Below are 21,026 nucleotides of genomic sequence, written 5' to 3'. Positions count from 1 at the left end.
GATTCGTCTCTCAGGTGCCGGTGTCCAGCGCATAGCCGGCCGAGCGCACCGTCCGGATGATGTCAAGCCGATCCTCGCCGTTGATCGCTTTCCGCAGCCGCCGGATGTGCACGTCGACGGTACGCGACTCGATATCGCTGTCATGCCCCCACACCGCATCGAGCAGCCGTTCGCGACTGAACACCCAGCCGGGATGCTCGAGGAAATGCTTCAGCAGCCGGAATTCGGTCGGCCCGAGCGGGATCACCTCGCCGCCGCGCCGCACCTTGTGGCCGACGGTATCCATCTCGATATCGGCATAGGTCAGCTGCTCGCCGGCCAGCGCCGGGCGCACGCGCCGCAGCACCGCGCCGACCCGGGCGACCAACTCACGCGGGGAGAACGGCTTGGTGACGTAATCGTCGGCGCCGGTTTCCAGACCGCGCACGCGGTCCTCTTCCTCGCCACGCGCCGTCAGCATGATGATCGGCACGTTCTGCGTCTCGGGCATGCGGCGCAGGCGGCGGCATACTTCGATTCCCGACAGGCTCTCGACCATCCAGTCGAGCAGCACGATATCGGGCGTCTTTTCCTTGGCGAGGAGCAGCGCTTCCTCGCCATCGGGCGTGTGCGCGATCTCGAAATCCTCGCGCTTGAAATGATAGACGAGCAGTTCGGCGAGCGCCGCATCGTCTTCCACCAGCAGCATTCGTGCGCGTGCCATATTCAGATCTCCATCGCGGTCGTCGCGCCGCGATCGCGTTCTACCATGTGCTGCCCGGTGGCGGCGAAATAGACCATTTCGGCGACGTTCGTCGCATGATCGCCGACGCGCTCCAGGTTCTTGGCGACGAACAGAAGATGCGCGATCTGTCCGATCGTCTTGGGGTTCTCCATCATGTGCGTGACGAGAACGCGGAACAGGCTGTTGTAGAAATCATCGACCTGGCGGTCGCGCTTGCACACGTCGAGCGCGGCCTCGGCATCGCGCGCGGCAAAGGCGTCGAGCACATCGTGCACCATGCTGATCGCCAGATTGGCCATGGCGGGCAGGATCGACAGCGGTTCGAGATCGCCGTGATTGTCGATCAGCGGCACGCGCTTGGCGATGTTCTTGGCATAATCGCCGATCCGCTCGATCACGCCGCCGATCTTGATCGCCGCGACCACCTCGCGCAGATCGTCGGCCATCGGCGCGCGCAGTGCGATGATCTGCACCGCGAGCTGCTCGACCTTCATCTCGATCGCGTCGATTGTCTTGTCGCCGGCGACGATCTGCGCCGCGGCATCCAGATCGTGACGGGTGAGCGCCTGGATCGAGTCGCCGATCGCCTGTTCGGCCAGGCCGCCCATCTGCGCGATCAGCGCGCGAAGCTCGCCGATATCCTCGTCGAACGCCTTTACGGTATGTGTGTTCACAGGTCCGTTCCTCTCAGCCGTAGCGGCCGGTGATATAGTCTTTCGTGCGTTCCTGGCGCGGGTTGGTGAAGATGTCCGACGTGTTGCCGTATTCGACCAGGGTGCCCAGGTGGAAGAAGGCGGTACGCTGCGAAACGCGCGCCGCCTGCTGCATGTTGTGCGTCACGATGACGATCGCGTAGCGACCTTTCAGCTCGTGGATCAGTTCCTCGATCCGGGCCGTCGCGATCGGGTCCAGCGCCGAGCACGGCTCGTCCATCAGGATGACCTCGGGATCCACCGCGATCGCGCGGGCGATGCACAGCCGCTGCTGCTGACCGCCCGACAGCGCGGTGCCGCTTTCGGTCAGCCGGTCCTTGACCTCTTCCCACAAGCCGGCGCGCTTCAGCGACTTCTCGACCACGCCGGCAAGATCGCTCTTGCTGCTGGCAAGGCCGTGGATGCGCGGGCCATAAGCGACGTTCTCGAAGATCGACTTGGGGAACGGGTTTGGTTTCTGGAACACCATGCCGACGCGTGCGCGCAGCTGCACCACGTCCATGTCGGGCGAATAGATGTCCTCGCCGTCCAGCCGGATATCGCCGGTCACGCGGGCGCTGGCGACGGTGTCGTTCATGCGGTTGAGCGTGCGCAGGAACGTCGATTTGCCGCAGCCCGACGGCCCGATGAACGCGGTCACGTTATCGCGGTCGACATCGATCGACACGTCGTTGATCGCCTGCTTCGCGCCATAGAAGACGTTGACGTGTTGCGCGGACATCTTGGTGTTCATTACCAGCGGGTCTCGAATTTGTTGCGGAGGTAGATGGCGAGCCCGTTCATCGCGAGCAGGAAGACGAGCAGCACGATGATCGCCGCGCTGGTCTTCTCGACGAAGCCGCGATTGACCTGATCGGACCATAGGAAGATCTGCACCGGCAGCACGGTCGAGGGATCGGTCAGCCGCTCGGGCGCGGAGACCATGAACGCGCGCATGCCGATCATCAGCAACGGCGCCGTCTCGCCCAGCGCCCGCGCCATGCCGATGATCGTGCCGGTCAGGATACCGGGCAGCGCCAGCGGCAGGACGTGGTGGAACACCACCTGCACGGGCGACGCACCGATGCCGAGGGCGGCGTCGCGGATCGATGGCGGCACGCTCTTGATCGCGTTGCGCCCGGCGATGACGATCACCGGCATGGTCATCAGCGCGAGCGTCAGCCCGCCGACCAAAGCGGCCGAACGCGGCAGGTTGAACAGGTTGAGGAACACCGCCAGGCCGAGCAGGCCGAAGATGATCGACGGCACGGCGGCCAGATTGTTGATCGACACCTCGATCAGGTCGGTCCAGCGGTTCCGCGGGGCATATTCCTCGAGGTACAAGGCCGAGAGCACGCCGATCGGAAAGGCGAGCAGCAAGGTGACGAGCATCGTCATCAGCGATCCCTTGAGCGCCCCCCAGATGCCGGCAGTCGTTGGATCGGTGGAGTCCGCGCCGGTCAGGAACGCTGGGTTAAACGCCGTCGACAACAGGCCTTGCGCCTTCAGCCGCGCGACCGTCGCTTCGCCCTCAGGCGTGCCTTGCGCCTTGGCCGCGATGTCGATCGCGTCCGATGCCGGCACCGCGATCGTTGCCACGCCACGCAGCAATGTCGGATCGCGCTTCACTGCTTCGCGCACGCGCAGCCAGGCACCGTCAGACAGCAATTTATAGCCATCCTTGCCGAACTGCGCCGTGGCGGCGGCATCCGTTGCGCCTTCGATCCCCGAGGCGGCGAGCGCGAAATCGGCACCCGGCCCGCGCAGCCGCTGCGGATCGAGCGTCAACCCGGCGCGGGGAAAATCGATCTTCAGCTGCAATTGCGTCTGCGTGAAGCCGCCAATGCCGTTGGAGAGCATGGTGATCAGCAGGAACGCCAGGAACCCCGCCGACATGACGACCGCCGCCAGCCCGAACAGCCGGAAACGGCGCTCGGCGGCATAGCGCTTGCGGATGCGGCGCTGCATCGAGTGCGTGCGCCAGTCCGTCGGCGCGCGTTCGGCGGGCTCTGCCGAGCCGGTCGGCAGCTGGGGAACGAGCGTTTCACTCATAAGCTTCGCGGTACCGCTTCACGACGCTCAAGGCGACGATGTTGAGGAGCAGGGTAATGACGAACAAGGTGAGCCCGAGCGCAAAGGCGGCGAGCGTCTTGGGGCTGTCGAACTCGGCCTCGCCGGTCAGCAGGTCGACGATCTGCTTGGTCACCGTGGTCGTGCTGGCAAAGGGGTTGAGCGTCATCGTCGCCACGCCGGATGCCGCCATCACGACGATCATCGTCTCGCCGATCGCGCGGCTGATCGCCAGCAGCACGCCGCCGACCACGCCGGGCAATGCTGCGGGCAGCAGCACCTTGCGGATCGTCTCGGAACTGGTGGCGCCCATTGCCAGGCTGCCGTCGCGCATCGAGGCGGGGACGGCGGCGATCGAATCGTCGGCCATCGAGGAGACGAACGGGATGATCATCACGCCCATCACGAGGCCCGCGGCAAGCGCACTTTCGGAACTCGCCCAGCTGACCCCCAGCGCCACGCCAAGGTCGCGCACCGCCGGTGCGACCGTCAGCGCAGCGAAATAGCCGTAGACGACGGTCGGCACGCCGGCGAGCATCTCGAGGATCGGCTTCATCCAGCGTCGCACGCGCGGCGCGGCATATTGCGTCAGGTAGATCGCGCTCATCAGGCCGAACGGGATGGCAACGATCATCGCGATCACCGCGCCGATGAAGAACGTCCCCCAGAACAGCGGCACGGCGCCAAGCGATGCGCCCGGATCCTTGGCCGAGATGACCTGCGGGCTCCAATGCGTGCCGAACAGGAAATCGCCGATCGGTACGATCCGGAAGAAGCGCACCGATTCGAACAGCAAGGACGCGACGATCCCGACGGTGGTGAGGATCGCGATCAACGATGCCGCGAGCAGCAGCAGCATGACGACGCGTTCGATCCGGCTGCGCGCGCGGAAGCCGGCGCGGACCCGCGTATAGGCCCAGGCCCCGGTCGCAAAGGCGAGCAACAAGGCGACCGCACTGCCGATCCAGTCGAAATATGACTGCGCCGCTTCGTATTCGGGCTCCAGCGTCTCGGCCAGCGGATGGAACGCGCCGAAGCTGCGGTCGCTCGCCAGGTTGCGCGCCTCGGACAGGATCGCCGCCCGCTCAAAGCCCTTGGGCGGCAATTGCGCCGCCGCCGGTGCGGTCAGCACGCGATTGGTGACCAGGGCGGGGGAGGTGAACGACCATGCGGCAATGAACAAGGCGGCCGGCAGCACCGTCCACAAGGCGACATAGGTGCCCTGATGCGACGGCAAGGAACTGAAGCGCGCATTGCTGTCACGCCGGAAACTGACCGCACGGACACGGGCGGAGAGCCAGCCGATTAGTCCAAGCCCGGCGATGAGGAAGAGGAGGGTGAGTGCAGACATTAGTAAACGCTTCTTTCGGAACCAAGCAGTTCCCCTGCGAAAGCAGGGGTCCAGAGCCCAAAGCGCAGCGCCTGTGATCCTGGGCTCCGGCCTTCGCCGGAGCACGTTGCAATAAGTCTCGTCACTTCAAATCCGCCGGGTTCAACGCCGTGTGACTTGCCACCACGGCAGTGGCGGCGGCGCGCACCTGGGGTGGCGAGGCGATCAGCCCCTTGGCGGTCAGCGGACCACCCGGGTTCCATGCCGCGACATAGGCCTTGAGGAAATTGGCCAGCCCCGGGATCGCGGTCAGGTGCGCCTTCTTGACGTAGATGAACAAGGGGCGTGACCCAGGATATTGCCCATCGGCGATCGTCGCATAGGTCGGCACGACGCCGCTCAGCGGTACGCCGTTCACGCTGTCCTTATTTTCTTCGAGATAGGAATAGCCGAAGATGCCGATCGCATTGGGGTTCGACTGCAGCTTCTGGACGATCAGATTGTCGTTCTCGCCGGCATCGATATAGGCGCCGTCCTCGCGAATGCGCGTGCACAAGGCGGCATAGGCGTCCTTGTCCTTGTCCTTCAGCGCCTTTGCCTGCGGCGCGATCGTCTCGCAGCCTTTGTCGAGGATCAACTCGGTCAGCGCATCGCGCGTGCCGCTGGTCGCCGGCGGGCCATAGACCTGGATCGGCGTCGCCGGCAGCGCCGCATCGATATCATGCCAGGTGCGGTAGCGGTTCGGGGTGCCGCCCGGCGTCGCGGCAAGTGCCTGATACACCTGTGCCGGGGTCAGCTGCAGCTTGGGCCCGTTCTTCGCCTCGGCGAAGGCGATGCCGTCCAGCCCGACCTGTATTTCCAGAATGTCGCGCACGCCGTTCTTGGCGCAGGTGGCATATTCGGACGCCTTCATGCGGCGCGAGGCGGCGACGATGTCGGCAAAGTTCGCGCCGATCCCGCCGCAGAACAGCTTCACACCGGGGCCTGTACCGGTCGATTCGATCACCGGCGCCTTGATGCCGACTCCGGCATTGACGAACTGTTCGGCGACGATCGTGGTGAAGGGGTAGACGGTCGACGATCCGACCGCCGTGATGTGGTCGCGCGATCCAGCCCCGCCGCCGCTCGCCTGATCCTCACATGCCGACAGCGCGATCGGCAGGGACAGCGCGGCACCGGCGACAATCAGGGTTTTCAGCACGGGCACGAAATCGACACGAAGCGTTTCTCCGGGGGAAGGTCGCCAAGTATGGTCCGATCGGCCTGGCGAGGGGTCGGGTACACCGCCTCACCGTCGCCAGTGTGACACTTGCGTTACGTTTTGATGACAACGCTCGGGTTAGCGGTGCTTTCGGCATGTACCGGCAGTAAGATCGAGACTGTCGTGCCGGTCCCGACGACGCTGGCGATGTCCAGCCGACCGCGGTGCCGCTCGACGATATGCTTGACGATGGCCAGGCCCAGGCCGGTGCCGCCGGCGGCACGGCTGCGGCCGGCATCGACACGGTAGAAGCGTTCGGTGAGTCGCGGAATATGTTCGGCCGCGATGCCGTCGCCCTGGTCGGCGACGGCCAGGCGCACCATGCCGGTGCGGTCCTGTCGCAGCGTCACCGCCACGCTCGTGCCCGGCGCGCCGTATTTGATGCCGTTGCCGATCAGGTTGTGGAGCATCTGACTCAACTGCACGCGGTCGCCCGCTACAGCCGGCACGGCAGGCGCGATGTCCAGCATGACGTCGCTGCCGGCAAGTTCGGCGCGCACTTCCGCGATCAGTGCGGCGAGATCGACGGCGCGGTCGGGCAGGCGGTATTTTTCCGCCTCGATCCGGCTGAGCGAGATCAAATCCTCCACCAGCCGCTGCATGCGCCGCGCTTCGTTGTCCATGATCGTCAAAAACCGGTTGCGGATGCCTGGATCGTCCCCTGCGTCGTCGCTCAGCGTCTCGATATAGCCCAGGATCGAGGCCAGCGGGGTGCGAAGCTCGTGGCTCGCATTGGCGACGAAATCGACCCGCATCCGCTCGGCCGCATAGTTTCCGGTCTGGTCGATCAGGTGAACGATGCGCTGGCCGGGCGTGCCGTTCGGGCGGGCGCTTTGCACGACGCGCATCTGCCAGCGCTGATCGAGCGTACCCAGCCCGACCAGGTCGATCGGTGCCGATACGGCCGGATCGAGCGGCCCGACCAGCCGCTCCGCCGCGGCGGGATGGCGGATCGCCAATCGCACGTCCTGTCCGACGATGTGCCCGCCGAGCAGCGCGCGCGCCGGCGCATTGGCCTGTGCCACGGTGCTGCCGCTGACGATCAGGATCGGCTCGACGATCGCCTCCAGCACGTCGCCGAGGCCTGTCACCGGGGCTTCCGTCGGCGGTGGCGTGGGGGCTTCTTCCACGGTCGTCTCGCTCGTGCCGGCGGCGGCGAGCACGGCGGCGATCCCGCCGACCAGTGTCACCAATGTCGTCTGAACGTCATGGCTGAGCAGGAACACCGCCGCCGCGGCGAGCGCCACGATGCCGATTGCGGTAAAGGTACGAACGCCAAAGCCATGGATCATGCCGCTTCCTTAGCGCAATCGTACTTAACCGGGATAGCGCCGCTTGCCAGTGTTTGGCGAATATGGAAGGGCTAAGGGTGGAAAGGGCTGGGGCCATGCGCGACGAACATCCTCTCGATACCGCCGATCACGGCGCCACTCGCCGCCGCGCGCTGATGCTCGGTGCCGTCGGCGCGGCATCGGTGATTTCGATCCGCCCTGCGCTTGCCCAGACCAATGCCTCGGTGCTGACCTGTGAAATCCCGGTGCCCGACGCCGGGCGCGCCGGATCGGCGATCGCTGCCGACGGATCGGTGGTGCCGGCGGGCACGGCCGGCTCCTTCCCGACGACCGGCAAGGTGTTCAAGGGTGAGCAGGTGAAGCAGGCACTGTCCGGCGGGCAGTTGCCCGGCACCGATTACGAGACGAGCCGCGCCTACACCAATTACATCCGCAAGCTGCAGTCGGGCACCAGCGGCTTCACCTGCTTTGCGTCGCTGCAGATGCCCCGCGGCTGAAACGACGGCGTCGCGTGACCCTGTACCGGGCGTGCCGCGTCGAAACGTTGTGCATCGATTGGCTGGACGATTTCACGCTGGTCTATCACCGGGCGTCCGGTATCACGCATCTGCTGACCGCGCCCGCGCCTGAGATCATCGCTATCCTGGGCGAGGCGGGGATGACGCTCGCAGCACTTGGCCAGCGATTGACCGCCGAATTCGACATCGACGATCTGACCGAGGCAGCGTTGGCGGCGCGGCTCGCGGAGCTTGTCGCAGCGGGTCTGGTCGAGGCGCGCGCATGAGGCATGTCTTCACCGTGCGCATCGGCCCGGTCGGTTTCCGCGTCGGCTCGGACTGGCGCGCGCCGATCGAACAATTGACCGATCTATATGCGGGCTATCCGCAGCCGGAGGACGGCGTGCCCGACTTCACCGTCCGCCTGTTCGCGCGTCGGCCGTGGCGGCGGGTGGTACGGCCTTCGGTGATGATCGGCGGCGACTATATCCTGCCCGACGCCGCCCCGTTGCCGCTCGCGCAAGGGCTGCTGGCCGCGGAAATGGGCATGAACCTGCAGATGGCGCTGGGGCAGCGCCGCTATCTGCTGCTGCATGCTTCGGCAGTCGAGCGTGATGGCCGTGCGCTGTTGATGACCGGCGTGTCGGGCGCGGGCAAATCGACGCTCGCGGCATTGCTGTCGCACCGTGGCTGGCGGCTGATGGGCGACGAGTTCGCGCTGCTCGACCCGCAGACCGGGCTGATCCACGCCTTTCCGCGGCTGGTCAGCCTGAAGAACCAGGCGATCGGCGTCGTCGAGCGCGCGGTGACCGGCGCACGGTTCGGGCCGCTCTTGGCAGGAACGCCCAAGGGCGACATCCGGCATATGGTGCCCGACGCCGCCGCCGTAGCGGCGATGGCGATCCCGGCCGCGCCTGCACTGCTGCTATTTCCCAGCTTCGGCCATGCGCTCGCCGCCCGCGACGTGCCGGTCAGCGAGGCATTCGTGCGACTGACCCAGGCATCGACCAATTATGTCGCGATGGGCGAGCGTGGCTTCGGGGCGCTCACTCGCCTGGTCCAGGCGATTCCAGCGCAGGCGATCGACTATCCCGACACAGATCAGGCGATCGCCGCGGTGGATGCCGCCTGGGCGGCGCTGTGATGGCGTGGGCCGCCGACGGGTGGCTGCTCGCGCGCGTGCTGCGCTCGCCCAGCGCCGTTGCCGGGCTGGATGCCGCCGGCTGGACCGATCTGCTGGCGATCGCGCGTGCGGAGCAGTTGATCGGCACGCTGGCCTTTCGCTTGAACGGCCTCGACCTTCCGCCGTCCGTGGTCCGGATCCTCGCCGATGCGCGTGCCTCTGCCGATCACGGGCGCACGCTCGCCTTGTGGGAGGCCGAGGCCGCGCGGCGCGTGCTGGCCCCGCTTGGCGTGCCGGCGGTGCTGCTGAAGGGCACTGCGTTCGTCGCGGCGGGGTTGCTGGCAGGGGAGGGGCGGTCGATTGGGGATCTCGACATCCTGGTGCCACGCGATTCACTCGATGTGGTCGAGCAGGCACTGCTTGCAGCGGGGTGGGAGTGGGTGAAGCCCGATCCGTATGACGATGCCTATTACCGGCAATGGATGCACGAGCTGCCGCCGCTGATCCACCGCGACCGCGATCGGATGATCGACGTACACCACACCATCCTGCCGCTCACGGCGCGGATTACGCCGGATGCGACGGCGTTGCTGCGCGACAGCGTGGAACTTTCGCCCGGGCTGCGCACGCTCTCGCCCAACGATATGCTGATTCATGCCGCGGCGCACCTGTTTGCCGATGGAGATCTCGCCGGTGGCATGCGCAATCTGTGGGACGTGCATTGCCTGGTGAGCGAACACGGCACGGCCGGGCTTGTTCAGCGGGCCGAGCTGCATGGCCTGGCCCATGAAGCGTCGCGCGCGTTGCGCCTGGCGGCGGCGCTGTATGGCGAGGGTAGCGCGCTGAGCTGGGCCGACCGGCTTTACTTGCGCCGGCTGACCGCGCGGGACGGCTGGGGGCGACGGACGCGCCCGGTGCTCCGCCAGGCATTCTACATCCGCTCGCACATGCTGCGCATGCCACCGGCGATGCTGGCGCGGCACTTGTGGACCAAGTGGCGGGGCGGGGGCGCGGGGCCGCAAACCGGCTGATCCGCCGCCTGACCGCCGCACGCCCGACATGTCCGCAAGCTGACTGGCGGGTTCAGCACCACGTTATGCTTCGTGGCTTATGTTCTCCTCCTTGGTGATTTGAGGAAGGGCGTGTCATGGCCAACAAGAAGTGGACCGATGAGGATGCGCAGGAATTGCGCACACGCGTCGCTGCCGGAGAGACCGTGCCGATGATCGCAGCGCAGATGCAACGCTCGCAGGAAGCGACGCGTGCGCGCATGCAGATGATGGGGCTGACCAAGCCGCGGCAGTTCCGGGCCGTCCGCAGCGACGATTGTTTGGTGCCTGAACTGACGGAACAATAATCGCGAGCCGCTGTTACACACGCGTTACGAACAGGGAGAATCAACATGTCCGATTACAGGAACGATACCACCGAAACCGTCGTCGTGAAGCGCCGTAGCGGCGGTACCACGCTGGCAATCGTGCTGGTCGCCGCGATCGTGATCGTCGGCCTGCTCTTCGCCACTGGCTTTTGGAGCGCAGACGTCAAGCAGGGCGCGATGCCCGAGGTATCGGTCAAGGGCGGCGAACTGCCCAAGGTCGATATGGATTCCAAGGAAGTCGTTGTCGGCACCAGCAAGACCAAGGTCGAAGTGCCCAAGATCAAGACGGAGACCGAGACGGTCGACGTGCCGACGGTCGGCGTCAAGGACAATGGCGAGAAGTAAGCGCTGCCGATTGTGAGAATATGACGGCCTCCCCCTGACGGCGGGGGCCGTTTCGTCGTGTTCGAGGCTTAGGGTTCGATGACTTTTATGGCTCCGACGGCTGGCGTGAAGTTATTGTGCTCTATGTGCCGGCGTTCGTCAGGGCGCCTCGCCGAGCCGTTTTAGCGCCGGGATCAACTCGGCATAATCGTCGATGATCGCGTCCGCGCCCAACTCGCCGACCGGTTGGAGCAGGAAGCCGAAGCTGACCGCGATGCCGGGTATGCCCGCGTTGTGCGCGGCCATGATGTCGTAGATCGAATCCCCGACGAACGCCGCGCGCCCGCCACCCAGCCGGCGGATCATCTCGTCGATCGGGGCACGGTTCGGCTTGGCCAGGCCCTTGCCCATCGTGTCGCCCCCGATCAACGTCGCGAAACGATCGAGCAGCTTCAACTCGGTGAGCAGTGCGCGCGCGAAGCTTTCGAACTTGTTGGTTACGACCGCCACTTTGACGCCCATCGCGTCCAGCTGGTCGAGTGTGTCGATCATGCCCGGATACGGGGTGGTGTGCACCGACAGATGGGCTTCGTAATAGCCGAGCATGCGCTTGTAGAAGCCGTCAAACTCTGCGGGCCGGCATCCGCCGGTCGCCTCCAGCCCCTGCATCAACATATGCTTGGCACCGCCGCCGATCATCGTCTTGACCTGTTCGACCTGCAGCACCGGCCGCCCGGCGAAAGCGAGGGCATGGTTGACTGCCGCAGTCAGGTCGCCCGACGTGTCCAGCAGCGTGCCGTCCAGGTCGAAGCCCAGGATATCGAAAGGGAAATCGATCATGAACCGGCCTCCTGACAGCATCGCTCTGGAAATGCCAATCCTGTCGTGGCAGGGCGAGCAAATGAGCCAGTCAGCGCAGATCGAGCCCCATAGCGACGCACGCCGTGCCGTCGCCGCGATCATCCTTGCCGCGGGCAAGGGCACGCGGATGAAGTCGGATCTGCACAAGGTGCTGCACCCGATCGCGGGGCGCCCGATGTTGCTGCATCTCGCCGCCGCCGTCGCCGAACTCGGCGCGGCGCGCACCGTGGTGGTGACGGGTGCCGGCCGTGCGCAGGTCGAGGCGGCCGTGGCGCCTCTCGGCATCGCGACGGCGGTACAGACGGAGCAACTCGGCACCGCGCATGCCGTGCTGCAGGCGCAGGCGGCACTCGCGGGCTTCGATGGCGACGTGATGATCCTGTACGGCGATGTGCCGTTGGTCGGTGCCGCGACGATGCGTCGCATGCTCGACCGGTTGGGGGAGGACGACGCGCCCGCAGCAGCCGTGCTCGGGTTCAGGCCGGAGATGCCGGGTGCCTACGGCCGGATCATCGCCGATGCCGGTGGCCGAATCGTCAAGATGGTCGAGGCCAAGGACGCAAGTGCCGACGAACTGGGCGAGACATTGTGCAATTCGGGGCTGATGGCGGTGCGCTCGTCGGACCTGTTCGCGCTGCTGGCTCAGGTCGGCAACGACAATGCGGCGGGCGAATTTTACCTGCCCGATATCGTTATGCTCGCCGCGGCTGCCGGACGGTCGTCGGTGGTGATCGAAACGGATGCGGATGAGGTAGCGGGCGTCAACAGTCGCGGCGAACTCGCCGGTGTCGAGGCGCACTGGCAGTCGCTGCGCCGCGCACGTGCCATGGCCGAGGGGGCAACGCTCATCGCGCCGGACACGACATGGTTCGCGCACGATACGGTGATCGGACGCGACGTGGTGATCGAACCGAACGTGTTCTTCGGGCCCGGCGTCACCGTGGCCGACGGCGCGATCATCCACGGCTTCAGCCATATCGAAGGTGCCACGATCGGTGCGAATGCGGAGGTCGGCCCCTTCGCCCGCCTTCGCCCCGGCGCGGTGATGGGCGAGCGATCGAAGGTCGGCAATTTCGTCGAGATGAAGAAGACGATGCTCGGCGCCGGGGCCAAGGCCAACCACCTGACGTATCTGGGCGACGCCGATGTCGGAGCCGGGGCCAATGTCGGGGCAGGCACGATCACCTGCAATTATGATGGCTTCTTCAAGGCGAAGACGGTGATCGGCGAGGGGGCGTTCATCGGTTCGAACAGCGCACTCGTCGCCCCGGTGACGATCGGCGCCGGCGCGATCGTCGCGGCGGGGTCAATCATCACGTCCAATGTCGAGCCCGACGCACTGGCACTGGCACGCGGCCGGCAGGAAGCACGTTCCGGCTGGGCGAAGCGCTTCCGCGCTGCCATGGCGGCCAAGAAAGCTCAATCAAAATAGCACGCTGCGGCGCTGCTGGAGAAGAACGAAGATGTGCGGAATTGTCGGTATATTGGGCAAGGGCCCGGTCGCGGATCGCTTGCTCGATGGGCTCAAGCGGCTCGAATATCGCGGTTATGATTCGTCGGGCATGTGCACCGTGCATGACGGCCAGTTCGATCGCCGCCGCGCGCCCGGCAAGCTGGTCAACCTTGCCCGGCGTCTGGCGGAGGACCCGCTACCCGGCGACAGTGGCATCGCACACACGCGCTGGGCAACGCACGGCGCCCCAACCGAGGACAACGCCCATCCGCATATCGTCGGTGACGTCGTGCTGGTGCACAACGGCATCATCGAGAATTTCAAGCCGCTGCGCGACGAACTGATTGCCGAGGGCCGCGAATTCCTGTCGCAGACCGACACCGAAGTCGTCGCCCATTTGATCGACCGCGAATTGTCGCGCGGCTTCAAACCGCGTGAGGCGGTCGCCAACGTGCTGCCGCGGCTGCACGGCGCGTTCGCGCTTGGCGTGATGTTCAAGTCGGAACCCGATCTGCTGATCGGCGCCAGGCTCGGTGCACCGCTGACCGTCGGGTACGGCGATGGCGAGAATTTCATCGGCTCCGACGCGCTGGCGCTGGCCCCGCTGACGCAGCGCATCGCCTATCTCGAGGAAGGCGACTGGGCCGTCGTCACCCGCGCGCATGTCCAGGTCTATGACAAGGACGATCAGCCGGTCGAACGCCCGATCGTCAACTCGGGCGCCTCCGGCCAGTTGATGGACAAGGGCAATCACCGCCACTTCATGCAGAAGGAAATCTACGAGCAGCCGGTGGTCGTGGCGCAGACGCTGCGCTCGTATCTCCGCCCGCTTGAAGAACAGGTCGCACTGCCGGACATGGAATTCGATCTGGCGGGCGTCGAGCGCGTCGCGATCGTCGCATGCGGCACGGCCTATTATGTCGGCATGATCGGCAAATACTGGATCGAGCAACTCGCGCGCGTGCCCGTGGAAATCGATTTCGCCAGCGAATTCCGCTATCGCGATCCGGTCTTCACCCCGAATATGCTCGGCATCGTCATCTCGCAATCGGGCGAGACCGCCGACACGCTGGCGGCGCTGCGCCACATGAAGGAATCCGGTCTCACCACCGGCGGGATCATCAACGTGCCGACCAGCAGCATGGCCCGCGAGGTCGACCTGCTGCTCCCCACTCATGCGGGGCCGGAAATCGGCGTCGCCTCGACCAAGGCATTCACCTGCCAATTGGCGGTCATGGCGGCGCTGGCGGTCAATCTCGCCCGCGCCAAGGGCAAGCTCAGCCGCGAAGAAGAGCGCGAGATCGTCCATCACCTGCGCGAGGTGCCCGAGGCGATGAGCAACGCGCTTGGCCACGACGCCGAGATCGAGGCGATCGCGCCCAAGATCGCGGCGGCGCGCGACGTGCTGTATCTCGGCCGTGGTCCCGAATATCCGATGGCGCTGGAAGGTGCGCTGAAATTGAAGGAAATCAGCTACATCCACGCCGAGGGCTATGCCTCCGGCGAGATGAAGCACGGACCCATCGCGCTGATCGACGACAGCGTGCCGCTGATCGTCATTGCCCCTTCCGGCCCGCTGTTCGACAAGACGGTGAGCAACATGCAGGAAGCGCAGGCGCGTGGCGCGCAGGTCGTCCTGATCTCGGATGCCGAGGGCATCGCCCAGGCCGGCGAGAACACGATCGCGACGATCGAGATGCCCAAGGTCCACCCGCTGATCGCGCCGCTCGTCTATGCCGTGCCGGTGCAGTTGCTCGCCTATCACGTCGCGGTGTTCAAGGGCACGGACGTGGATCAGCCGCGCAATCTTGCCAAATCGGTGACGGTCGAATGATGGACCATCGGTGGCCTAACGGCCGCCGAGCATCCCCGGACGACGGGGAGTTGACGAGGCTGACGACGACCTCCTCGTCCTGAAGAACGCCTGGTAACGGTTTGCCGGTCCCCGCGTCTACGCCGCTAGCCGACGATCCCCGGCCGCTGGATGTATCTCCAAAAACTGATCTACGGCCGGCTGCCACTGCTTGCGCAGCGCCGTCGCTCCGGGCAGATTGCGATCGGGGTAAGAGGGGGATCTAGGATGCGGAATCATGGCCGACTGCTGCTGACGCTGGCGCTCGTTCCAGTCGCGGGGCAGGCACAGCAAACCGACAAACCAGCGGCGGCCCCGGTGCACTATCCCACCGAAGTGTTCGCGCAGGTGCCGGCGTTCGAGCGACCGCAGCTCTCGCCGAACGGCAAGGCCATGGCCGCCAAGATCGCGATCGCCGGCACGCAATATTTCGCGATCATGCCGGTGGAGGGCGGCAAGCCGCGCCTGATCGGCACCGGCGATGTCGATCTCAACTGGTGGCGCTGGGTCAATGACGAGTGGCTGGTGATCGGCGTCGGGCAAGTCGTGCCGGTGGGGGGCGACGAATGGTATGTCAGCCGTGCCTTCGGCGTGCCGGCGAATGGCGGCAAGATCGTGAAGCTTGCGTCGGCCGATGCCGGGCAGAACGCCGACGATGTGATCTGGTACGCCGATGACGGCAGCCCACGCGTCCTGATGGCATCGCAGACCGCCATCTATCGTAACGAGCCGGGCTTCTGGCCGCACGTCGAAGAAGTGAACGTCTCGACCGGCAAGAGGAAGATCGTGCAGCAAGGCCGCGAGGGCGTGTGGAACTGGTATGCCGATGGCGGCGGTACGGTGCGCATGGGGATCGGCGTCAGCGACGATGGGCGCAGCCGCCGCGTGCTCTACCGGGATACCGCACGAGACGCTTTCCGGGTGATCGACCGTGCCCGCACGCACAAGGAAACGCTGACCGTGCCCAGCCTGTTTCTCAAGGAGCCGGGCAAGGCGCTGACGATCAGCGACGACGAGGGTGGCTACTCCGCGCTTTACGAACTCGACGTAGCCACGCTCAAGCGCGGCAAGCAGCTGTTCGCGACCAAGGGCTTCGATATTGCGGGGCTTCGCCGCGACGCGAGCGGCTACGATTATGTCGGCATCGACGTATTGCAGGATCGACCGGGCGTGGTGTGGACCGATCCCGAAATGGCGGCGATGCAGAAGACGATCGCGGCCAAGATCAAGGGTGGCTCTCCGCGCATCGTCTCGCTCAGCCGAGACCGCAAGACGGCGATGGTCGAAGTCGGCGGCGCCGACGCGCCGGGCGGGTTCTTCCTGTATCAGGCCGCCGGCGAGACGATGGACCAACTGAGCGTGAACAATGCCGCAATCGGGCTGAAGCGGGTCCATCCGGTGCGCACGATCCGCTACAAGGCGAAGGATGGGCTCGAGATAGCGGCGGTGCTGACATTGCCTCGTGCGGACACCAAGAACGCCGCGCTGATCGTGATGCCGCATGGCGGGCCGTTCGCGCGCGATGCGGAGGATTGGGACTGGTGGACGCAGTTCCTGGCCGATCGCGGCTATGCCGTTGTCCAGCCCAATTATCGCGGCTCGTCGGGCTACGGCACCCCTTTCACCGAAAAGGGCCAGAACCAATGGGGTCTGGCGATGCAGGACGATCTGAACGATGCGGTGACGGCGCTTGCCAAGGAGGGGATCGCCGATCCCAAGCGGGTGTGCATGGTCGGCGCGTCATATGGCGGCTATGCGGCGATGCGCGCGGCGCAGCGCGACGGGAAGCTCTACCGCTGCGCCGTGTCCTATGCCGGCGTGTCCGATCTCAACCGGATGAAGCGGCATGACAGCAGTTTCCTGTTTGCCGGCGCGCGGCAGGATTGGCTGAAGATGCAGGCACCGGACCTGAAGGGTGTCTCGCCGGGCAATTTCGCCAAGGATTTCTCCATCCCGATGCTGATGGTGCACGGCAAGAAGGACCGCGTGGTGCCGATCGTGCAATCGCGCGAGATGGTGGAGGAGCTGCGCGCCGCGCGCAAGGACGTGACCTATATCGAACAGCCCGCCGCCGACCATCACTTCACCCGTAGCGAGGATCGGCTGCAGTTCCTGAAGGCGCTGGAGACGTTTCTGGCCAAGCATAACCCGGCTTGATGCAGTTCGTCACCGACGGGTAGCACGGCAAGCGTGCTGATCCGCCGCGATTTGGCAACATCTTCGCAGGTGCGAAACGAATCTCGGGCGGGTAGCGTTATCCGACATATGCAATCGATCCACCTTCCCGAACCGCCTTCGGCGTTGCTCGACGATGCCAGCCTGTTCCTCGATTTCGACGGCACGCTCGTCGAACTGGCCGACCGACCCGACGCGGTGCACGTCGATGCCGCGTTGGCGACATTGCTCACGCGGCTGCGCGTGCGGTTGGAGGGGCGGGTCGCGATCGTCAGCGGGCGGTCCATCGCGCAGATCGACGGGTTCCTGGGAGCAGCATTGGACGGCATTGCGGTGGTCGGCAGCCACGGGGCGGAGATCCGCACCGCTGGGGACGATGTGGTGCGGCCGGAGCGGCCGGCGACGATGCTGGAGGCGGAGCGTGCCTTTGGCGAGCGGTTCGGTGGCAATCGGGGCGTGGTGATCGAGGTGAAGTCGTTGGGCGTGGCGATCCATTACCGGCTCGCACCGGAAATCGAGGAGGAGGCGATGGCGCTGGTCGCCTCCTTTGCCGCGCAGGATGGGCTGGCGGTGCAGCATGGCAAGATGATGAGCGAGTTGCGTGTGGCGGGTCACGATAAGGGTACGGCGATAATGGCCTTAGCCGAGACGGCGCCGTTTGCGGGGCACATGCCGGTATTTGCCGGCGACGACCTGACCGACGAGACCGGCTTCGTCGCCTGCGCGCACGCAGGCGGGGGGGGCATTCTTATCGGTGCGGCACGCGCGACCGCGGGTACATGGCGGGTGGCCGACGTGCCCCAATTTCGCAACTGGCTGGAGCAGGCGGCATGACGGCGACGATGGATCTCTGGCCGATCGGCAATTGCCAGGTGTCGGCATTGGTGGACCGTAACGGTCGCTTCGTGTGGGGATGTTTGCCGCGCGTTGATGGCGATCCCGCTTTCTCCTCACTGCTCGACGATTCACCACGCGCTGGCGAGGGGGCGTTCGGCTTCTGGGAGATCGACCTGGAAGGCTCGGTCGAGACTACCCAAGAATATCTGCGCAACACGCCGGTGCTGGTGACGCGCCACACCGATGCGGATGGCAATGCGATCGAGGTGGTCGACTTCTGCCCGCGTTTCCGGCGGCACGACCGGATGTACCGCCCGGTGGCGTTCTGTCGCATCGTCCGCCCTGTGGCCGGATCGCCACGAATCCGCGTGCGGCTGCGTCCGGCGACGAATTGGGGCGCGGCGCGGGCGGAGCGGACGCGTGGGTCGAACCATGTGCGTTATCTGCTCGACGGCGGCACGGTGCGGCTATCGACCAATGCGCCGGTCGGCTGGATCGAGGAGGAGCGACTATTCCGCGTCGAGCGACCGCTACATTTCTTTCTGGGGCCGGACGAAAGCTTTACCGACGAATTGTCGGCCGCCATGGATGCGATGCTTAAGCGCACGATCGACGAATGGCGCCACTGGGTGCGGGGCCTCGCGACACCGGTCGAATGGCAGGCGGCGGTGATCCGGTCAGCAATCACGTTGAAGCTGTGCCAGCACGAGGAGACCGGCGCGATCGTTGCGGCGCTAACCACGTCGATTCCCGAACATGCCGGATCGCAGCGCAATTGGGACTATCGCTACTGCTGGATCCGCGACGCTTATTATACCGTGCAGGCGCTCAACCGGCTGGGCGCGCTCGATGTGCTGGAGGGGTATCTAGAATATCTGCGCAACATCGTCGACAATGCCGCGGGCGGGCATATCCAGCCGCTGTACGGCGTCGGCGGCGAGGCGATCCTGACCGAACGCGAGGCACCGGCACTGTCAGGCTATCGTGGCATGGGGCCGGTGCGCGTCGGCAACCAGGCGTACGAGCAGGTGCAGCATGATGCCTATGGCCAGATCGTGCTGTCTAACGCGCAGGCCTTTTTCGACCAGCGCCTGTTCCGCATGGGCGGAACGGCCGACTTCGAGGCGCTGGAGCCGATCGGGGAGCGCGCCTGGGCGTCGTACGACAAGGCAGATGCGGGGCTGTGGGAGCTGCGCACGAAGAGCCACGTCCACACCTATTCGGCCGCGATGTGCTGGGCGGCGTGCGACCGGCTGGCCAATGTCGCGGCGGTGCTCGGGCTGGATGAACGTGCGGTCTTCTGGCGAGAGCGCGCCGATACGATGCGCGCGACCATCGAGACTGAGGCCTGGCGCGAGGACACGCAGCGTTTGTCGGCGACGTTCGGCGGCGACGATCTCGACGCCAGCCTGATCCAGTTGCTCGACCTGCGCTTCGTGGCACCGAACGATCCGCGCTTTCGTGGCACCCTTGCGGCGGTGGAGGAGGGCTTGCGGCGCGGGTCGCACATGCTGCGCTATGCGATCCCCGACGATTTCGGCATGCCGGAGACCGCGTTCAACGTCTGCACCTTCTGGCTGATCGAGGCGCTGCACGCGACCGGGCGAATCGGCGACGCGCGCGAGTTGCTGGAGGAAATGCTCTCGCGGCGCACCGTCGCTGGCTTGTTGTCCGAGGATATCGATCCCGAGACCGGCGAATTGTGGGGCAATTACCCGCAGACCTATTCGCTGGTCGGGCTGATCAATTCAGCCGTGTTGCTGAGCAGGCCATGGGGCGACGTCCGGTGAGCCGCCTGATCGTCATTTCGAACCGGGTGCAGGCACCAACCGAGAACGAGACGGGCGGCGCGCAAGGCGGGCTGGCGGTCGCTCTCAATGCCGCGCTGGCGGAAGGCGAGGGCATCTGGTTCGGCTGGTCGGGCGATACCGGCGAGGATAATTCGCTGCGCTTCGCCACCTATGGCGGGGTGACGTCCGCGGTGATGGACCTGTCCGAGCAGGACGTCGACGAATATTATAACGGCTACGCCAATCGCACCTTGTGGCCACTGTTCCACTTCCGTCTCGGCCTGACCGAGTTCGAGCGCGATTTCGCCGGCGGCTATGAGCGCGTGAACCGCGTGTTCGCCGAGCGCATCCGCCCGCACATCGCCGAAGACGATCTGGTCTGGGTCCATGATTATCACATGATCCCGCTCGGCTGGCTGCTCCGTCAGCAGGGCGTCACCAATCGGATCGGCTTCTTTCTCCACATACCCTGGCCGCCGACGCGGCTGCTGGTCGCGCTGCCCGATCACCGGCGGCTGGTGGAATCGATGTTCGCGTACGACGTGGTCGGCTTCCAGACGGAGGAGTGGCTGGAAAGCTTTTGCCACTACGTCACGCATGAAATGGGCGGGGTGCTGGGCGACGATGACACGGTGACGGTCGGCGGACGGACGATCCGCGCCATTGCCTGCCCGATCGGCATCGAGACCAAGGACTTCGTCGAGATGGCGAACGGGCCTGAGGCGCGTGCGGCGCAGATGCGGCAGCTGGAAAGTGCGGTCGGCCGCAGCCTGATCGTCGGCGTCGATCGGCTGGATTATTCGAAGGGACTGCCGGAGCGTTTCGCCGGCTATGAGCGCTTCCTGCAGAATTATCCCGATCGCCAGGCACTCGTCTACCTGCTGCAGATCGCGCCGCCGTCGCGCAGCGCCGTGCAAAGCTACCGCGACATCCGCGCCAATCTGGAACAGATGTCGGGGCGCATCAACGGCGCTTATGCCGATACGGATTGGGTGCCGATCCGGTACGTCAATCGGGGTTATCCCCGTGCGACGCTCGCCGGCATCTACCGCGCGGCCCGGATCGGGCTGGTCACGCCGCTGCGCGACGGGATGAACCTGGTCGCCAAGGAATATGTCGCGGCGCAGAGCCCGCATGATCCGGGTGTGCTGATCCTGTCGCGCTTCGCCGGTGCGGCGGCGCAGCTCGACCAGGCATTGCTGGTCAATCCGTACAGTGCCGAGGACGTGTCCGACGCGATCGACAAGGCGCTACGCATGCCGAAGGCGGAGCGGATCGAGCGCTGGCAGGCGATGTTCGACAATGTGACGGCCGAAGACGTGATCTGGTGGCGGCGGCGGTTTCTGGACGTGCTGACGGCTTGATCG

20 protein-coding genes are annotated in these 21,026 nt (G+C 65.7%); 12 read left to right on the top strand and 8 right to left on the bottom strand.

Annotated features, from left to right (window positions below; genetic code table 11):
* Positions 1-10 precede the first annotated feature (10 nt).
* From phoB to NV382_RS05705, 7 genes are all read right to left on the bottom strand, one after another.
* Positions 11-703 carry a phosphate regulon transcriptional regulator PhoB gene (phoB, locus tag NV382_RS05735; RefSeq protein ID WP_260599555.1) on the bottom strand — a complete coding sequence of 231 codons (693 nt, stop codon included), beginning with the start codon at positions 701-703 and terminating at the stop codon, positions 11-13.
* Positions 704-705: 2 nt separating this feature from the next.
* Positions 706-1,398, bottom strand: a complete 693-nt coding sequence (phoU, locus tag NV382_RS05730) for a phosphate signaling complex protein PhoU (protein ID WP_260599554.1) — start codon at positions 1,396-1,398, stop codon at positions 706-708.
* A 13-nt stretch (positions 1,399-1,411) separates the two neighbouring features.
* The gene (pstB, locus tag NV382_RS05725) at positions 1,412-2,170 is read right to left on the bottom strand and encodes a phosphate ABC transporter ATP-binding protein PstB (protein WP_260599553.1); all 759 of its coding nucleotides are present in this window, start codon (positions 2,168-2,170) and stop codon (positions 1,412-1,414) included.
* Entirely contained in the window at positions 2,170-3,468 is a 1,299-nt protein-coding gene (gene pstA / locus NV382_RS05720) for a phosphate ABC transporter permease PstA (RefSeq protein WP_260599552.1), read from the bottom strand. Before pstA ends, pstB begins: the two co-directional genes overlap by 1 nt.
* Complete coding sequence (pstC, locus tag NV382_RS05715; protein ID WP_260599551.1) at positions 3,461-4,837, bottom strand: phosphate ABC transporter permease subunit PstC; 1,377 nt, start codon at positions 4,835-4,837, stop codon at positions 3,461-3,463. Before pstC ends, pstA begins: the two co-directional genes overlap by 8 nt.
* Before the next feature lie 121 nt (positions 4,838-4,958).
* Complete coding sequence (locus NV382_RS05710) at positions 4,959-6,014, bottom strand: substrate-binding domain-containing protein (protein WP_260600323.1); 1,056 nt, start codon at positions 6,012-6,014, stop codon at positions 4,959-4,961.
* A gap of 116 nt (positions 6,015-6,130) precedes the next feature.
* On the bottom strand, positions 6,131-7,369 hold the full coding sequence (locus NV382_RS05705) for an ATP-binding protein (protein WP_260599550.1): 1,239 nt from the start codon (positions 7,367-7,369) through the stop codon (positions 6,131-6,133).
* Positions 7,370-7,464: 95 nt separating this feature from the next.
* Between NV382_RS05705 and NV382_RS05700 the strand changes: the two genes are divergently transcribed.
* The 6 genes from NV382_RS05700 (at position 7,465) to NV382_RS05675 (ending at position 10,712) form a co-directional block, all read left to right on the top strand.
* Positions 7,465-7,866, top strand: coding sequence for a hypothetical protein (locus tag NV382_RS05700; RefSeq protein ID WP_260599549.1), 402 nt, complete (start codon positions 7,465-7,467; stop codon positions 7,864-7,866).
* Between the two features lie 14 nt (positions 7,867-7,880).
* Entirely contained in the window at positions 7,881-8,153 is a 273-nt protein-coding gene (locus NV382_RS05695; protein WP_260599548.1) for an HPr-rel-A system PqqD family peptide chaperone, read from the top strand.
* Positions 8,150-9,010 carry an HprK-related kinase A gene (locus tag NV382_RS05690; RefSeq protein WP_260599547.1) on the top strand — a complete coding sequence of 287 codons (861 nt, stop codon included), beginning with the start codon at positions 8,150-8,152 and terminating at the stop codon, positions 9,008-9,010. Before NV382_RS05695 ends, NV382_RS05690 begins: the two co-directional genes overlap by 4 nt.
* The gene (locus NV382_RS05685; RefSeq protein ID WP_260599546.1) at positions 9,010-10,020 is read left to right on the top strand and encodes a nucleotidyltransferase domain-containing protein; all 1,011 of its coding nucleotides are present in this window, start codon (positions 9,010-9,012) and stop codon (positions 10,018-10,020) included. The genes NV382_RS05690 and NV382_RS05685 overlap by 1 nt, the downstream gene beginning before the upstream one ends.
* Positions 10,021-10,136: 116 nt before the next feature.
* Entirely contained in the window at positions 10,137-10,346 is a 210-nt protein-coding gene (locus NV382_RS05680; protein WP_260599545.1) for a hypothetical protein, read from the top strand.
* 45 nt (positions 10,347-10,391) lie between these two features.
* A complete protein-coding gene (locus tag NV382_RS05675; protein WP_260599544.1) occupies positions 10,392-10,712 on the top strand; it encodes a hypothetical protein in 321 nt (106 codons plus the stop codon).
* Positions 10,713-10,850: 138 nt separating this feature from the next.
* On the opposite strand, the gene NV382_RS05670 is transcribed toward NV382_RS05675, so the two are convergent.
* Positions 10,851-11,531: an HAD-IA family hydrolase gene (locus NV382_RS05670; protein ID WP_260599543.1), complete on the bottom strand. Its 681-nt coding sequence runs from the start codon at positions 11,529-11,531 to the stop codon at positions 10,851-10,853.
* A gap of 61 nt (positions 11,532-11,592) precedes the next feature.
* On the opposite strand from NV382_RS05670, the gene glmU reads away from it, so the two are divergent.
* The 6 genes from glmU to NV382_RS05640 all read left to right on the top strand — a co-directional run bounded on the left by glmU (position 11,593) and on the right by NV382_RS05640 (position 21,023).
* Entirely contained in the window at positions 11,593-12,984 is a 1,392-nt protein-coding gene (gene glmU, locus NV382_RS05665; protein ID WP_260600322.1) for a bifunctional UDP-N-acetylglucosamine diphosphorylase/glucosamine-1-phosphate N-acetyltransferase GlmU, read from the top strand.
* Positions 12,985-13,015: 31 nt separating this feature from the next.
* Positions 13,016-14,839, top strand: a complete 1,824-nt coding sequence (gene glmS, locus NV382_RS05660) for a glutamine--fructose-6-phosphate transaminase (isomerizing) (protein ID WP_260599542.1) — start codon at positions 13,016-13,018, stop codon at positions 14,837-14,839.
* 246 nt (positions 14,840-15,085) lie between these two features.
* Positions 15,086-17,014, top strand: coding sequence for an alpha/beta hydrolase family protein (locus NV382_RS05655; protein ID WP_260599541.1), 1,929 nt, complete (start codon positions 15,086-15,088; stop codon positions 17,012-17,014).
* Positions 17,015-17,122: 108 nt separating this feature from the next.
* Positions 17,123-17,866 (top strand): trehalose-phosphatase, encoded by a 744-nt coding sequence (otsB, locus tag NV382_RS05650; protein ID WP_260599540.1) that lies wholly within the window; start codon positions 17,123-17,125, stop codon positions 17,864-17,866.
* On the top strand, positions 17,863-19,659 hold the full coding sequence (locus tag NV382_RS05645) for a glycoside hydrolase family 15 protein (protein ID WP_260599539.1): 1,797 nt from the start codon (positions 17,863-17,865) through the stop codon (positions 19,657-19,659). The genes otsB and NV382_RS05645 overlap by 4 nt, the downstream gene beginning before the upstream one ends.
* Positions 19,656-21,023: an alpha,alpha-trehalose-phosphate synthase (UDP-forming) gene (locus tag NV382_RS05640; RefSeq protein WP_260599538.1), complete on the top strand. Its 1,368-nt coding sequence runs from the start codon at positions 19,656-19,658 to the stop codon at positions 21,021-21,023. Before NV382_RS05645 ends, NV382_RS05640 begins: the two co-directional genes overlap by 4 nt.
* The last annotated feature ends 3 nt before the right edge of the window (positions 21,024-21,026 follow it).

Origin of the sequence: Sphingomonas endolithica (assembly GCF_025231525.1) — a bacterium.
GTDB classification, from domain to species: Bacteria; Pseudomonadota; Alphaproteobacteria; order Sphingomonadales; family Sphingomonadaceae; genus Sphingomonas; species Sphingomonas endolithica.
The sequence above is the reverse complement of the archived record's forward strand: the minus strand, read 5'-3'. Positions and strand labels throughout refer to the sequence as shown.

Bases quoted from the DNA above. Each gene is read 5' to 3' on its own strand.
- pstA (WP_260599552.1), bottom strand. From the start codon at position 3,468: ATGAGTGAAACGCTCGTTCCCCAGCTGCCGACCGGCTCGGCAGAGCCC.
- pstC (WP_260599551.1), bottom strand. From the start codon at position 4,837: ATGTCTGCACTCACCCTCCTCTTCCTCATCGCCGGGCTTGGACTAATC.
- NV382_RS05645 (WP_260599539.1), top strand. From the start codon at position 17,863: ATGACGGCGACGATGGATCTCTGGCCGATCGGCAATTGCCAGGTGTCG.
- phoB (WP_260599555.1), bottom strand. From the start codon at position 703: ATGGCACGCGCACGAATGCTGCTGGTGGAAGACGATGCGGCGCTCGCC.
- glmS (WP_260599542.1), top strand. From the start codon at position 13,016: ATGTGCGGAATTGTCGGTATATTGGGCAAGGGCCCGGTCGCGGATCGC.
- NV382_RS05680 (WP_260599545.1), top strand. From the start codon at position 10,137: ATGGCCAACAAGAAGTGGACCGATGAGGATGCGCAGGAATTGCGCACA.
- NV382_RS05705 (WP_260599550.1), bottom strand. From the start codon at position 7,369: ATGATCCATGGCTTTGGCGTTCGTACCTTTACCGCAATCGGCATCGTG.
- NV382_RS05685 (WP_260599546.1), top strand. From the start codon at position 9,010: ATGGCGTGGGCCGCCGACGGGTGGCTGCTCGCGCGCGTGCTGCGCTCG.
- glmU (WP_260600322.1), top strand. From the start codon at position 11,593: ATGAGCCAGTCAGCGCAGATCGAGCCCCATAGCGACGCACGCCGTGCC.
- pstB (WP_260599553.1), bottom strand. From the start codon at position 2,170: ATGAACACCAAGATGTCCGCGCAACACGTCAACGTCTTCTATGGCGCG.
- NV382_RS05675 (WP_260599544.1), top strand. From the start codon at position 10,392: ATGTCCGATTACAGGAACGATACCACCGAAACCGTCGTCGTGAAGCGC.
- otsB (WP_260599540.1), top strand. From the start codon at position 17,123: ATGCAATCGATCCACCTTCCCGAACCGCCTTCGGCGTTGCTCGACGAT.
- NV382_RS05690 (WP_260599547.1), top strand. From the start codon at position 8,150: ATGAGGCATGTCTTCACCGTGCGCATCGGCCCGGTCGGTTTCCGCGTC.
- NV382_RS05655 (WP_260599541.1), top strand. From the start codon at position 15,086: ATGCGGAATCATGGCCGACTGCTGCTGACGCTGGCGCTCGTTCCAGTC.
- NV382_RS05670 (WP_260599543.1), bottom strand. From the start codon at position 11,531: ATGATCGATTTCCCTTTCGATATCCTGGGCTTCGACCTGGACGGCACG.
- NV382_RS05700 (WP_260599549.1), top strand. From the start codon at position 7,465: ATGCGCGACGAACATCCTCTCGATACCGCCGATCACGGCGCCACTCGC.